Source organism: Tateyamaria omphalii, assembly GCF_019802125.1.
In the GTDB taxonomy this organism is placed as follows: Bacteria; Pseudomonadota; Alphaproteobacteria; order Rhodobacterales; family Rhodobacteraceae; genus Tateyamaria; species Tateyamaria omphalii_B.
In genome coordinates this window covers 1,332,421-1,346,409 of record NZ_JAHVHT010000001.1, presented here as the reverse complement: position 1 = coordinate 1,346,409, position 13,989 = coordinate 1,332,421, and the positions used below count along the sequence as shown (strand labels likewise).

At 61.2% G+C, this 13,989-nt stretch carries 13 protein-coding genes and 2 tRNA genes; 11 read left to right on the top strand and 4 right to left on the bottom strand.

Annotated elements, in window-relative coordinates:
• Positions 1-155 precede the first annotated feature (155 nt).
• A complete protein-coding gene (locus tag KUV51_RS06735) occupies positions 156-1,097 on the top strand; it encodes an AraC family transcriptional regulator (RefSeq protein ID WP_261385672.1) in 942 nt (313 codons plus the stop codon).
• 22 nt (positions 1,098-1,119) lie between these two features.
• Here KUV51_RS06735 and KUV51_RS06730 read toward each other — a convergent pair whose 3' ends face one another.
• Positions 1,120-2,331, bottom strand: coding sequence for an acyl-CoA dehydrogenase (locus KUV51_RS06730; protein ID WP_222521272.1), 1,212 nt, complete (start codon positions 2,329-2,331; stop codon positions 1,120-1,122).
• Between the two features lie 151 nt (positions 2,332-2,482).
• Here KUV51_RS06730 and KUV51_RS06725 point away from each other — a divergent pair, with 151 nt between their 5' ends.
• The 8 genes from KUV51_RS06725 to KUV51_RS06690 all read left to right on the top strand — a co-directional run bounded on the left by KUV51_RS06725 (position 2,483) and on the right by KUV51_RS06690 (position 10,465).
• Entirely contained in the window at positions 2,483-4,777 is a 2,295-nt protein-coding gene (locus KUV51_RS06725) for a bifunctional salicylyl-CoA 5-hydroxylase/oxidoreductase (RefSeq protein WP_222520787.1), read from the top strand.
• A 2-nt stretch (positions 4,778-4,779) separates the two neighbouring features.
• The gene (locus KUV51_RS06720; protein WP_222520786.1) at positions 4,780-5,508 is read left to right on the top strand and encodes an SDR family NAD(P)-dependent oxidoreductase; all 729 of its coding nucleotides are present in this window, start codon (positions 4,780-4,782) and stop codon (positions 5,506-5,508) included.
• A complete protein-coding gene (locus KUV51_RS06715; protein WP_222520785.1) occupies positions 5,505-5,990 on the top strand; it encodes a MarR family winged helix-turn-helix transcriptional regulator in 486 nt (161 codons plus the stop codon). The genes KUV51_RS06720 and KUV51_RS06715 overlap by 4 nt, the downstream gene beginning before the upstream one ends.
• Complete coding sequence (locus KUV51_RS06710) at positions 5,983-6,783, top strand: enoyl-CoA hydratase family protein (RefSeq protein ID WP_222520784.1); 801 nt, start codon at positions 5,983-5,985, stop codon at positions 6,781-6,783. Before KUV51_RS06715 ends, KUV51_RS06710 begins: the two co-directional genes overlap by 8 nt.
• Positions 6,783-7,943: an acyl-CoA dehydrogenase family protein gene (locus tag KUV51_RS06705; protein WP_222520783.1), complete on the top strand. Its 1,161-nt coding sequence runs from the start codon at positions 6,783-6,785 to the stop codon at positions 7,941-7,943. The genes KUV51_RS06710 and KUV51_RS06705 overlap by 1 nt, the downstream gene beginning before the upstream one ends.
• Positions 7,937-9,562 carry an AMP-binding protein gene (locus KUV51_RS06700; protein ID WP_222520782.1) on the top strand — a complete coding sequence of 542 codons (1,626 nt, stop codon included), beginning with the start codon at positions 7,937-7,939 and terminating at the stop codon, positions 9,560-9,562. The genes KUV51_RS06705 and KUV51_RS06700 overlap by 7 nt, the downstream gene beginning before the upstream one ends.
• Positions 9,563-9,665: 103 nt before the next feature.
• The gene (locus tag KUV51_RS06695; RefSeq protein WP_222520781.1) at positions 9,666-10,073 is read left to right on the top strand and encodes an acyl-CoA thioesterase; all 408 of its coding nucleotides are present in this window, start codon (positions 9,666-9,668) and stop codon (positions 10,071-10,073) included.
• Positions 10,070-10,465 carry a RidA family protein gene (locus KUV51_RS06690; RefSeq protein ID WP_222520780.1) on the top strand — a complete coding sequence of 132 codons (396 nt, stop codon included), beginning with the start codon at positions 10,070-10,072 and terminating at the stop codon, positions 10,463-10,465. Before KUV51_RS06695 ends, KUV51_RS06690 begins: the two co-directional genes overlap by 4 nt.
• A 442-nt stretch (positions 10,466-10,907) precedes the next feature.
• Here the strand turns inward: KUV51_RS06690 and KUV51_RS06685 are convergent.
• Both KUV51_RS06685 and KUV51_RS06680 read right to left on the bottom strand, forming a co-directional pair.
• Positions 10,908-10,982 (bottom strand) — tRNA-Asn (locus tag KUV51_RS06685).
• Positions 10,983-11,062: 80 nt separating this feature from the next.
• Complete coding sequence (locus KUV51_RS06680) at positions 11,063-11,974, bottom strand: MBL fold metallo-hydrolase (protein ID WP_222520779.1); 912 nt, start codon at positions 11,972-11,974, stop codon at positions 11,063-11,065.
• A gap of 42 nt (positions 11,975-12,016) precedes the next feature.
• Between KUV51_RS06680 and KUV51_RS06675 the strand changes: the two genes are divergently transcribed.
• The gene (locus KUV51_RS06675) at positions 12,017-13,336 is read left to right on the top strand and encodes an ATP-binding protein (RefSeq protein WP_222520778.1); all 1,320 of its coding nucleotides are present in this window, start codon (positions 12,017-12,019) and stop codon (positions 13,334-13,336) included.
• 77 nt (positions 13,337-13,413) lie between these two features.
• On the top strand, positions 13,414-13,860 hold the full coding sequence (locus KUV51_RS06670) for a PaaI family thioesterase (protein WP_222520777.1): 447 nt from the start codon (positions 13,414-13,416) through the stop codon (positions 13,858-13,860).
• A 14-nt stretch (positions 13,861-13,874) separates the two neighbouring features.
• On the opposite strand, the gene KUV51_RS06665 is transcribed toward KUV51_RS06670, so the two are convergent.
• Positions 13,875-13,951: transfer RNA gene (locus KUV51_RS06665), tRNA-Ile, on the bottom strand.
• Positions 13,952-13,989 lie beyond the last annotated feature (38 nt).

Here is a 13,989-nt window from a genome sequence, read left to right as displayed (position 1 = left end):
ATGATCGAGGGATGCTGCACCTGTTTGCCGGAAGGCTTTATCCAAAAAACGAAAGGAATTTCTTCAGGCTTGAAATTTCTCCCGATCCTTGGAACGCTGATTGAGGGGAGACACATGTTCTGAGGGATACGCTTGAATACCTAAGCGCGAACCGCTTGTTCGAGACCTCTTCGGTCGACGAAGCGCGCGCGACCGTTGCACGGAAGTTCTGTGATCACCGGTTGGAACCTTTGGGCAAAAGGGTGTCTCTTTCCGTCACGCACAACCATGCGGCGGGCCGGGCCGTGTCTCTCAACTATATCCGCTACGGCGGGGACGTATTGATCGACCCCGGCGCGCTAAGGACATTCTATCTCGTCCAAGTGCCGGTTGCGGGGCAGGCGCACATTCGCCATCGCGGTTCGGACGTGTTTGCAAGCACCCAGGTTGCGTCTGTGCTGAACCCGGATCGGACCACGCAGATGGTGTGGAGCCACGACTGCGCAAAGCTGCTTATGCAGATCGACAAGGCCCATCTGGAAAGGGTCGCGCAATCCCTGATCGGGCGCGAGCTGCCCGGCCCGATCCGCTTTGAAGCCGAATTGGACATGCAGCGCGCTGGCGGAGCGCTGATCCGTCGACAGATGGTGTCCTGTGCGATGGCTATTGAACAGGGCCGTCTGTTTTCACCGGCAAGGATGGGGCATGATCATCAGATTGAAACGCAACTCGCCCTTGCGTTGCTGACCCATCAACGCAGCAACATAACGCACATGATTGATGCGTCAGGAGATCAGATCCTGCCCGCGGCGCTCAGACGCGCGGTCGACTACATACATGCCAACCTGATCGACCCGATTGACCTGACCCAGATCGCAAATGCCGCCGACGTCAATGTACGCACACTGCAACTCGGTTTCCGTGCGAACTTTGGATTGTCGCCGATGCAGTATGTCAAATCCGCACGGCTCGACATGGCGCATTACATGTTGATCCAGGGGCAGGACCCGGTCAGCGTAACGGACGCCGCTTACAGCTGTGGTTTTTCTCATCTGGGCCGGTTCTCACGTGACTACAAAGCGCGATTTGGCAAACCTCCCAGTCACAGACGGCGCTAGATGACCGAAAGGGACATCGTCGTCAGTGAAAGGCCTGCAAACCTGTGATCCCGCGTCCAAGGATCAAGGCATGGACATCATGGGTGCCTTCGTATGTGTTGACGGCCTCCAGGTTCATCACGTGGCGGATCACGCCGTATTCGTCGCTGATCCCGTTGCCGCCGTGCATGTCCCGGGCCTCCCGCGAGATGCCGAGTGCCTTTCCGCAATTGTTGCGTTTCATCAGGCTGATGAGCTCTGCAGGGGCAGTGTGGGCATCCAGCATACGACCCAATTGCAGCGCACCCTGCAGGCCAAGCGCGATCTCGGTCTGCATGTCGGCCAGTTTCTTCTGGACAAGCTGGGTTTGCGCAAGCGGTCTGCCGAACTGTTTGCGGTCGAGTGTGTATTGCCGGGCGGCATGGAAACACGCTTCTGCCGCGCCCATCGCACCCCAGCAAATGCCGTAGCGCGCGCGGTTCAGGCAGCCAAACGGACCTGCAAGGCCGGACACTTCTGGCAACAGGTTCTCCTGGGGTACAAAAACCTCATCCATCTGGATCATGCCCGTGATCGACGCGCGCAAAGAAAACTTGCCATTGATCTTGGGCGCATGGAGGCCCGTCATGCCCTTTTCCAGAATGAAACCTTTGATCTTGCCGTCATGCGCTTCCGACTTGGCCCAAACAACGAACACATCCGCGATCGGTGCATTTGTGATCCAGTTCTTCGCTCCTGAAAGGATGAAGCCACCGTCGACGGGTTTTGCGCGTGTGGTCATGCTTGCTGGATCGGAGCCTGCATCGGGCTCGGTCAGCCCAAAGCATCCAACCCATTCACCGCTTGCTAGTTTCGGCAGATACTTTTGCCGCTGCTGTTCCGTTCCGTAGGCATAGATCGGATGCATCACCAGAGAGCTTTGCACCGACATGGCCGAGCGATAGCCACTGTCGATCCGCTCGACCTCACGCGCGACAAGACCATATGACACATAGTTCGCGCCCACACCGCCATATTCCTCGGGCAGGGTGGAACCCAGGAGGCCGAGTGCGCCCATCTCGGTCATGATCTCTCTGTCAAAGACTTCGTGCCGGTTGCCATCGACCACGCGGCGCAAAAGCCCATCCTTGGCATAGGCGTGGGCGGCGTCACGCACCATGCGCTCTTCCTCCGACAATTGCTGCTCCAGCAGGAATGGATCGTCCCAGGCGAGCGGTGCAGGTTTCGTACGGGCAATTTCGGGGCCGGTTGTCATGGCTGTCGGGGCATTCATCTTGGCACTCCTCTGCGATTTGCCGCGGAGCGTAGTCATTCATGCATTTACTTCAAGTATAAAATATTTGTACTTGAAATTGATGTGAACGCCCCATACCGTCAACACGTGAAGTCGAAAAAGGGGCCTTGAAATGCGCATTGCTTGTCTCGGTGGCGGTCCGGCGGGTTTGTACTTCGGAATCTCGATGAAGCTGCGTGATCCCGGCGCGGAGGTCGTCGTGATCGAACGCAACCGCCCCGACGACACGTTCGGATGGGGTGTCGTTCTGTCGGATGAGACGCTCGATAACCTTGCGCAAAACGATGCGGTCAGCGCCGATGCGATCCGCGCGCATTTCGCCTATTGGGACGATGTCGCGCTGGTCCATCAGGGCAAGCGCACTGTGTCCGGTGGTCATGGGTTCTGCGGTATCGGCCGCAAGCGCTTGTTGCTGCTGTTGCAAGAGCGCGCGCGAGAACTGGGCGTTGTGCTGAAGTTCGAAACCGAGGTCGAGAGCGCGAGCGCTTACAAGGAAGACTATGACATCGTGATCGCGGCCGACGGGCTGAATTCAAAGACCCGCACGGAATTTGCCGATGTCTTTCAGCCGGATATCGATCGGCGGCTGTGTCAGTTCGTATGGCTCGGGACGCATCAGAAGTTCGATGACGCCTTCACCTTCATTTTCGAGAAAACCGACAAGGGCTGGCTTTGGGCGCACGCCTACCAATTCGATGACGAGACGGCGACGTTTATTGTCGAATGCACGCAGGAGACGTTCGACGCCTATGGTTTCGGCAATCTGAGCCAGCAGGACAGCATCGCCATCTGTGAAGATGTGTTCCGCGATCACCTGGACGGCCACCCGCTGATGACCAACGCGAACCACATCCGCGGCTCTGCCTGGCTGCGGTTTCCGCGTGTTCTTTGCGAAAAGTGGCATCACGAAAACGTCGTGCTTTTGGGGGACGCGGCCGCCACGGCACATTTTTCCATCGGGTCAGGCACAAAGCTGGCCCTCGAAAGCGCCATTTCGCTCGCTGACTTGATCCAGTCCGAAGACACATTGGACGCGGCATTCACGCGCTATGAAGAAGAACGCCGGCTTGAGGTGCTACGACTGCAATCGGCGGCGCGAAATTCAGTTGAGTGGTTTGAGGATGTGGAGCGGTATCTCGATCTTGACCCGGTGCAATTGAACTATTCGCTGCTCACACGCAGTCAGAGGATCAGCCACGAAAACCTGCGCGAGCGCGATGCCGAATGGTTGGGCTCGGCAGAAAGCTGGTTCATGGAACAGGCAGGTGCCGGGCGCAACGCACCGGCGCGCGCGCCGATGTTCGCGCCTTTCCGGTTGCGCGAGATGGAGTTGAAGAACCGTATCGTCGTCTCGCCGATGGCCCAGTACAAAGCTGTCGATGGCTGTCCGACCGACTGGCACCTGATACATTACGGCGAACGCGCCAAGGGCGGCGCGGGGCTGGTCTACACCGAAATGACCTGTACCTCGGCCGATGGGCGCATCACGCCAGGTTGTCCGGGGCTATATGCTCCAGAGCATGAGGCAGCCTGGAAGCGGTTGACGAGTTTTGTTCATGCCGAAACAGAGGCCAAGATCTGTTGCCAGATCGGTCATGCGGGGCGCAAAGGGTCAACGCGCTTGGGCTGGGACGGTATGGATGAACCTCTGCCTGACGGCAATTGGCCGGTTCTGTCCGCATCAGCGATTCCGTGGTCGGACGAAAACGCCGTGCCCAAGGCCATGGATCGCGACGATATGGATCGCATTCGCGAGGAGTTCGTATCGGCGGCTCAGATGGCAGAGCGCGCGGGTTTTGACATGATCGAACTGCACGCGGCGCATGGTTACCTCATCTCGTCCTTCATTTCCCCGCTGTCCAACACCCGCAACGACGCCTACGGCGGCAGCCTCGAGAACCGCCTGCGCTATCCGCTGGAGGTCTTCGGCGCGATGAGAAAGGTATGGCCAGCGCACAAGCCGATGTCGGTGCGGATCTCTGCAAGCGATTGGGCGGGGGACGATGGGGTGACAGCCGAAGAAGCCGTCAGAATTGCGGCTGCTTTCGAGGCCGCTGGTGCCGACATCATCGACGTCTCTGCGGGGCAAACCTCGACACAGGCACAGCCTGTCTACGGGCGCATGTTCCAGACCCCATTTTCCGACCGTATTCGTAACGAGCGTGGGATCAGAACGATGGCGGTCGGCAACATCTATGAGCCGGACCACGTCAACTCGATCCTGATGGCGGGCCGGGCGGATCTGGTCTGTCTCGCGCGGCCTCATCTGTCGGATCCCTATTGGACACTGCACGCCGCGGCCGAGATCGGTGATCGGCAGGAGGTCTGGCCCAAACCCTATGAAGCCGGGCGTGACCAGGCTTGGCGGCTGGCGGACCGGGCCATGGAAATGGCCGGGCGGGTCTGATCATGCATGTTGTGGTGTCAGGTGGCGGCACGGGCGTCGGCGCAGAGATCGCGCAAACCCTCGCGCGCGACGGCCACGCAGTGACAATCCTCGGCCGGACCGAAGCCTCGCTGGCCGCACAAAACCTTCCCTACCAGATCTGTGATGTGACCGATGAGGAGGCCGTCGCAGCCGCCTGCATGGCTGCGCGCAACGATCAGGGCCCGATAGGGGCCGCGATTGCCAATGCAGGTGCTGCGACCTCCTTACCCTTTCACAAGATGACAGGCAGCGACCTGCGAGCGATGACGGATGTCAATTTGGCCGGAGTGTTCCACCTCTGGAAGGCTGCGCTTCCGGATATGATGGAGGCCGGGACCGGCCGTCTGGTTGCAGTGGCGTCGACTGCGGGGCTCAAAGGGTATCCTTATGTGTCGGGATATTGCGCAGCCAAGCATGGTGTCGTGGGCATGACCCGCGCGCTGGCACTGGAACTTGCACGCACCGGGATCACAGTGAACGCGGTTTGTCCGGGTTTCGTGGAAACGCCCATGCTGGACCGGTCCATCGCCAACATCGTCGACAAGACGGGTATGGCGCGTGAGGAGGCGGCCAAGTCGCTGGCCGCGAACAACCCGCAAAAACGCTTTGTCCAAACCGAAGAAGTGGCAAGCGCGGTCATGTGGCTTTTGTCGGAAGCCGCCCAGGCCGTGAACGGCCACGCGCTCAGCCTGTCAGGAGGCGAAATATGACCATAAGCCCGTCCAAGGCCCCCTTGGAAACCGCCTCCAAGGAGCGATTGCGCCTTTGGCTGCGGTTCCTGAAAGCCAGCCGCTCTGTCGAAAACTCCCTGCGCGAGAACCTCAAGGCGGAGTTCAACACGACCTTGCCGCGGTTCGATGTGCTGGCAGCCCTGTCACGATATGCCGATGGCCTGAAGATGAGCCAGATCTCGGGCGTGCTGAAAGTGTCCAATGGCAACGTCACGGGCATTGTGGATCGGCTGGCCGAGGAAGGGTTGTTGATCCGGGTTCCGGTGCCGGGGGATCGTCGCGCGTCGCTGGTGCGGCTCACTCAGCGCGGACAAGAGGAATTTGCCCGGCAGGCTGCCGCACATGAGGCGTGGATCAGCGACATGTTGTCAGGGTTTGACGCGGAATCCGCGCGCGCATTGGCGGATGACCTGCAGACGTTGGAGACCAGCCTGACCGCAAGGAGAGCCCGTGATGACTGAGCCCGTCGAACATTTCCAATGTCGGATTGAAAAGCGCGTTGCCCATGTGGCGCTGGACCGGCCGGACCGGAAAAACCCCCTGACCTTCGAAAGCTATGCGGAACTGCGCGATTGGTTTCGTGGCCTTGTCTATCGCGACGATCTTGATGTCGTCATTTTCGGGTCCAACGGTGGCAACTTCTCGTCCGGCGGTGACGTTCACGACATCATCGGCCCACTGACCCGGATGAACATGAAGGAACTCCTGACCTTCACCCGTATGACCGGGGATCTGGTCAAGGCAATCGTCAACTGCGGCAAACCGGTGATCGCTGCCATTGACGGTGTCTGCGTAGGGGCCGGGGCCATCATCGCCATGGCGTCGGATCTACGGATCGCCACGCCCGAGGCCAAATGCGCTTTTCTGTTCACACGTGTTGGTCTGGCCGGGTGCGATATGGGGGCGTGCGCGATACTTCCGCGGCTGATCGGGCAGGGACGCGCAGCGGAATTGCTCTACACCGGGCGGTCGATGTCGGCAGATGAAGGGGCGGCCTGGGGCTTTTACAATCGGGTTGTGCCGCAGGATAGCTTGACCACAACCGCGCAGGAGATGGCCGAACGCATCGCGGCGGGACCCAACTTTGCGCATATGATGACCAAGACGATGCTGGCGCAGGAATGGTCGATGTCGATCGAGCAAGCCATCGAGGCCGAGGCGCAGGCCCAGGCGATCTGCATGCAGACCGGTGATTTTGAACGCGCCTACACCGCGTTTGTTGCCAAGGAAAAACCAGTGTTCGAGGGCAACTGATGAGCGATCAGAGCTTCCTGTCCTGGCCGTTTTTTGCGCCCGAGCATGCTGTTCTGGCAGAACGCGTCGAAGAGGTTGCGCAGGGCCTTTCCGTGGATCACGCGGACACCGATGCGGCCTGCCGACATCTGGTTGCCCAATTGGGTGAGGCGGGGCTGCTGGCGCATACCGGCAGTGAGAACGGCGTGCTCGATGTGCGCGGCCTGTGCCTCTGCCGCGAAATTCTGGCACGTCACGACGGGCTGGCGGATTTCGCTTTTGCAATGCAGGGGCTGGGGACAGGGGCGATTTCGCTCTTTGGGTCCGACGCGCAAAAGCAGACGTGGCTGCCAAGGACACGAAGCGGCTCGGCAATCTCTGCCTTTGCGCTGACCGAGCCCGGATCGGGTTCGGACGTGGCCAACAACACGATGACCGCCACGCGCGATGGCAACCACTTCGTCCTCAGCGGTGAGAAGACCTGGATTTCAAACGGCGGGATCGCGGACGTCTACACGGTCTTTGCCCGCAGCGAGGAGGAGGCATCGGGCGCCAAGGGCATGTCCGCGTTCGTCGTTACACCCGATTTGCCGGGGTTCGAGGTTGTCGAACGGTTGCAGACCATTGCGCCGCATCCCTTGGCCCGGCTGCGATTTGATGATGTGCGCGTCCCGGCAGGTGATCTGATCGGCGCGCCGGGGCAGGGGTTCAAGATCGCCATGTCTGTGCTGGATGTCTTCCGCTCGACCGTGGCGGCCGCAGCGCTCGGCTTTGCGCGGCGGGCGCTGGACGAGGCTCTGGCCCGCGTCAAAACGCGAAACGTACAGGGCGCACCCCTCGCGGACTTGCAGATGGTGCAGGGGCACATCGCGGACATGGCGCTCGACATCGATGCCAGCGCGCTGCTGATCTACCGCGCCGCCTGGGCCAAGGACAGCGGCGCGCCTCGTGTGACGCGCGAGGCGGCGATGGCCAAGCTCTTTGCCACCGATCAGGCGCAACAGGTGATCGACAAGGCGGTGCAGCTTTTCGGCGGCGATGGCGTGCGTTCCGGCATGCCGGTTGAGACGCTTTATCGCGAGATCCGCGCCCTGCGCATCTACGAAGGCGCCTCCGATGTGCAAAAGATCATCATCGCCCGCCAGACCATGGCCGCTCATCACGGAGGATCGCAATGCTAGGCGCGACGGCTCACGTTGACACATTTGCCCGCGACAACCTCCCGGCCCAGACCGATCAGCCTGACTTCCTGCTGGACGGGTTCGACTATCCCGAGGTGCTCAATGCCGGATACGAGCTGACCGATGCGATGGTCGCCAAAGGGTTCGGGGACCATACGGCGCTGATCGGCAACGGGCGCATGCGCACCTACAAGGAACTCAGCGACTGGACCAACAGGCTGGCGCATGTCCTCGTCGATGATCTGGGCGTGCAGCCGGGCAATCGCGTCATGATCCGCTCTGCGAACAATCCCGCCATGGTGGCCTGTTGGCTCGCGGCGACCAAGGTCGGAGCGGTTGTCATCAACACCATGCCCATGCTGCGGGCTGTCGAACTCCGGAAATACGTGGAAAAGGCCGAGGTCGGCTTTGCGCTCTGCGACGCACGCCTGATGGAGGAGATGGAGGGCTGCGCTGCCGAATGCCCCACGCTCAAGGTCCTCTCCTTCGATGGCACCTCCAATCATGATGCGGAGCTGGATCGGCTGGCGCTGGAAAAACCCGTCACCTTCGAGGCGGTGCCGACCAGCCGTGATGATGTGGCACTTCTGGGGTTCACAAGCGGTTCGACCGGTGAGCCCAAGGCGACGATGCACTTCCACCGGGATCTGATGATCATCGCGGACGGCTACGCGAAGGAGGTGCTGGGCGTCGTGCCCGAAGATGTCTTTGTCGGATCGCCGCCGCTCGCCTTTACCTTCGGATTGGGCGGGCTTGCACTGTTTCCGCTGCGGTTCGGCGCCACGGCGACACTGCTCGAACAGGCGACGCCGCCGAACATGATCGAGATCATCGAAAAGTACAAAGCGACGGTCTGTTTCACGGCGCCCACGGCCTACCGCGTCATGCTGCGCGCCATGGAGGAGGGCGCAGATCTGTCCAGCCTGCGCGCGGCGGTCTCAGCGGGTGAGACGTTGCCCAAGCCGGTCTATGACGAATGGATCGTCAGGACTGGCAAGCCGATGCTTGACGGGATCGGCGCAACCGAGATGCTGCATATCTTCATCTCAAACCGTTTTGACGACCACCGCCCTGCCTGCACCGGGAAGCCGGTGACCGGATATGAAGCCAAGGTGCTGGCCGAGGACGGAACCGAAGCGCCTTTGGGGCAAGTTGGCCGTCTGGCGGTGCGCGGGCCAACGGGATGCCGCTACCTCAGGGACGAGCGGCAGACGGCATATGTCAGGGACGGCTGGAACATCACCGGCGACAGCTTCACCCAGGACGAGGAAGGATACTTCCACTTCGCCGCGCGCAATGACGACATGATCATTTCGGCGGGATACAACATAGCCGGTCCCGAGGTGGAGGCCGCCCTTCTGAGCCATGCGGCCGTCGCCGAATGCGCCGTGATCGGCGCCCCGGACGAGGAACGTGGGCACATCGTCGAGGCACATGTCGTCGCGAACGCGGGTTTTTCAGCAGACGACGTGCTGATCAAGGAACTGCAGGATCACGTGAAAGCGGCCATTGCGCCCTACAAGTACCCAAGGTCCATCGTTTTCGCCGATGCTTTGCCGAAAACGCAAACCGGCAAGATACAGCGGTTCATGTTGAAGCCGAAAGCGGTGCGTGCGTGATGTGGGCTGTCAGCGGTGCGACACGCTTCGGCCATTCTGAAGGGTCGATTGCCTCGGCAAGGCCCGGAAGAGGGTGCCGGAATATCGGAAAGAGCACACGACTATGACGTTTGAGGTGCATCAAAAGGTCTTGTTTCGGCACTGCGATCCTGCGGGCATCGTCTTTTTCCCGCGCTATTTCGAGATGATCAATGACAGTCTGGAAGCGTTTTTTGATCAGTGCCTTGGCACGCCGTGGGAGGGGCTGCTGTTGTCGGCCGGGGTGCCGACGGCCGAGATCAAGGCGCGGTTTACAGCTCCCAGCCGCCACGGTGACATCCTTGTCCTGCGCATCATGATCGACCGCGTCGGACGAACCTCGATGAGCTACGACATGACAGCCCATGCAGGATCGGAGCTGCGGTTCGAGGCCAACGGCGTGCTTGTTCATGTCGACGCAAACGGAAAACCGACACCTTGGCCCGATGCATTGCGTCGAAAACTTCAAGATCAAAAGGAAGAAGCGGCATGAGCCACAAGACAATCCATCCGGAAAGCTGGCTGCCGGCAAAGGGCTACGCCAACGGAATGCTGACAAAAGACGGCACGCTCTACATCGGAGGGCAGATCGGGTGGGACGCAGACAAGACCTTCGTGTCGAAGGATTTCATCGGCCAGATGCGCCAGGCGCTTCAAAACATCAAGGATATCGTTGAGGCTGCCGGGGGCCAGGTGACGGATATCACGCGGTTGACCTGGTTTGTGACCGACAAACAGGAATACGCAAAACGGCAATTTGAGGTTGGCACGGTGTATCGGGAGGTGTTCGGCAAACATTTCCCCGCAATGTCGATGGTGGTCGTTTCGGCATTGGTCGAGGATGACGCGGTGGTGGAGATCGAAGCAACCGCACATCTGGCATGAGCCGTTTTGCAAGGTTGTATCCAAGGCTGCCGCACCGCTGTCATCGGCTCCATGGATAAAAGGAATGTCGCCAAATCCGGGCTTTGCGTCTGCGGATTGCAGGAATGACAGGTATCGGTGAGATCTTAAACGCGGGACCGATGGTCCGGAAGACTTGTCTGCGATGCACGGTTTGAAAAGCCCGATTTTGCAACAGGCGCGTACTCCGTGGGACAATGGTCAGCACAAGACACGCTAGGACCCTTATATGCCCTAAAACCGATGTGATGCTTGCTCGAGTGAAACAAGCTGACCGCCATGTCGCAAAAACACGGGGCGTCTCCGCTACCCGCACCATCGATGTGTCAGAATGGGCGACCACAAATGCAGGTCTTGGTCTGGTCAGAGACGAGCATCTTCAACGGCCTTTGCACGCAAAAAACCTGCAAGGGTTGGAAGATTTTGGCTCCGGCGGTAGGGATCGAACCTACGACCAATTGATTAACAGTCAACTGCTCTACCGCTGAGCTACGCCGGAACGGTTCGCGCCGTATAGCAAGGGCGATTCAGGTCGTCCAGAGGGATTTGCGTGGTGGGTGCGAAAAATTTGCGCGCCGGTTAGATGCGGACAAATCGGGCCTCTCCGCCCAGTGGATCAAGCGGTTTAACCAGTGATTTTCCCATCAGATCGATCAGATGAGCAAGCACATTGCGCGCGGCTGCAGGCAGCAGGGCCGGCGGGGTGTCGGTGTAGACCTTGCCCGCAATCTCCGCAGCGGTGGCAGGCCCTGAGTTCAGAGCGGCGACAATGGCAGCCTCACGCCCCTGCCGGTGCTCCACCAACCATGTGAGGCGCGCGCGCGGATCGGTGATCGGCGCGCCGTGGCCTGGATAGAACACCCGCCAGTCTCTTTGCATCAGCCGCGCGCAGGAGGCCATGAAATCCGTCAGGTCACCGTCCGGTGGCGACACAAGCGAGCTGGCCCAGCCCATGACATGATCCGCGGTCAGGCACGCATTGCCAAACCCGAGGCTGATATGGTTGCCCAGATGTCCCGGCGTGTGGAGGACCTCCAGCTGCCAGCCAGTGGCTGCGATGATGTCACCATCGGCCACGTGATGATCAGGTGCAAAGCCCGCGTCGATCCCTTCGCCGCCGCCGGACAGTCCGGCATCGGCAAGCCGTTGCATGATGGCACTTCGCCCGGCTGTCGCATCACCAAAGGCCAGAACCGGCGCACCGGTCGCCTCCGACAGGGGCCCTGCAAGCGGGGAGTGGTCGAGATGGCTGTGTGTAACGATTATGTGCGAAACGCTCTGTTCCGGGCATATGGCCAGCAGGATCGCCTCCAGATGCGCGCTGCTCTCGGGTCCCGGGTCGACGACGGCCAGAGCGGTTTCACCCACCAGGTAGGTGTTCGTGCCGCGATAGGTCATGGGCGAAGGGTTTGGTGCCACGATGCGCCGCAGGCCGGGTTCCATCACTTCGGCCACGCCGATGGCAGGGTCAAAATCATCTGGCAATTGCATGGTGTCTTTCGTCCCCGTTCGCGGCCAGATAGGGTCTAGCCCATGTCCTTTGCCTGGCTCAAACACTATATGCCGCGCGGCATCTACGCACGGGCGGCGCTGATCCTGCTGCTGCCCGTCGTCGTGGTGCAGATCGTGGTTTCCGTCCTCTTTGCGCAGCGCCATTTTGAGGGCGTCACCGTGCAGATGGCCGACACGGTCGAACGCGAGATCAGGCTGGTGTTGCAGGACCTGTCCGACCTGCCGGGTGGCGCGGATGTGCAGGTCGCCTCGGCTGACGTCGCCGAACCGCTCGACATGGTGGTGGAGCGTATTCCCCGGTCGGCCCTGGAGGCACCCGACAGGCGGGACTGGGACGATTTTTCGGGCCGCGTGGTCATCCGACGCCTGAGCGAGCAGGTGCCCGAGATCCGGTCTTTTGATCTGTCGAGCAGCGCGACGGTCCGACTGGCGGTCGAGGCCGGGACAGGGCCGGTTGCCATCAGTTTCGATCGGCGGCGCATTTCGGCCCGCAACCCGCACCAGCTGCTGGTCTACATGGTCTTCTTCTCGATCCTGACGACGATGGTGTCCTTCATCTACCTGCGCAACCAGCTGCGGCCCATCCGGCGGCTTGCGCGGGCGGCCGAAGCCTTCGGGCGCGGGCGCAACATCCCTTTCATCCCTGGCGGAGCCACCGAACTCAGGGCCGCGGGTACGGCCTTTGTCGACATGCGCAACCGGATCGAACGGCAGATCGAGACCCGCACGCTCATGCTGTCGGGGGTCAGCCACGACCTGCGCACGCCGCTCACGCGGATGCGGCTGTCACTTTCGATGCTGGACGATGACGACCGCGCCGCGCTCGAACAGGACGTGGACGACATGCAGGGCATGATCGACGCCTTTCTCGACTTCGCAAAGGGTGACGGTGAGAGCGAGCCGGAACGCATCGATCCGATCGCCTTGGCGCACGCACTGGTCGAGGATGCGCAGCGCGCGGGCCAACCGGTCACGCTCCAAGAGGTCGAAGGGCAGGGCACCGTCCGCCTGCGCCCACTGGCCATGCGCCGTGCGCTCGACAACCTGATCTCCAACGCGGTCCGCTATGGCGCCAAGGCCGAACTGTCGGTGCGGATCACCGAAAAGTCCCTCCGCTTCCGGGTCGAGGATGACGGCCCCGGCATCCCCGAAGACCAGCGGGCGGATGCGCAACGCCCCTTCACCCGGCTTGATCCCGCACGCAATCAGGACAAGGGCTCTGGGGTCGGTCTGGGCCTCGCCATCGCGACGGATATCGCCCGGGCGCATGGCGGCACCCTGCGGCTCGGTCAAAGCAGCAGGCTGGGTGGGCTGCGTGCCGACATCGTCATCGCCCGCTGATCTGCCGCAGCGGCACGCTTGCCGGTCGGCGCGACACGGGCTTAGCTGCGCAAAACAAACGAACAGGAGCGCCCGAAATGACCCCATACGACATGATCCGCGAACAGTTGGGCAAGGCCGTGCCCTTCGCCAACCACGTGGGCGTCGAGCTGATCGAAGTGGGCGACGGGCTGGGCGTCGCGGCGCTGGACCAACGGCCCGAGACGTCAAACCATATCCAGACCCAGCACGCGGGCGCCATGTTCACGCTGGGCGAGGCGGCCTCGGGCGCAGCGCTTGCCGGTGCCTTCGGCCCGATGATCTTCCAGGCCCGGCCCGTCGCCTCGGGTGCGCAGATCTCTTACGTCAAGATCGCCAAGGGCCGACTTGAAGCACACGCCAAAACTGAACGCCCGGGCCCGGAACTGGTCAAGGAACTGCAAGAGGTGGGCAAGACCGCCTTCGACATCAACGTCGACATCCGCGATGGCGAGGGCGATACGGTCGTAACAATGACCGTAGGCTGGCACGTGCGCAAAGCCTGAGATTAGCGGAATTTTGGTAGGCCCGGCAGGACTTGAACCCGCAACCAAAGCGTTATGAGCGCTCTGCTCTAACCAATTGAGCTACAGGCCCGCCATGCGTGATGCGTATGCGGCGCGCGCGGTGGCGTC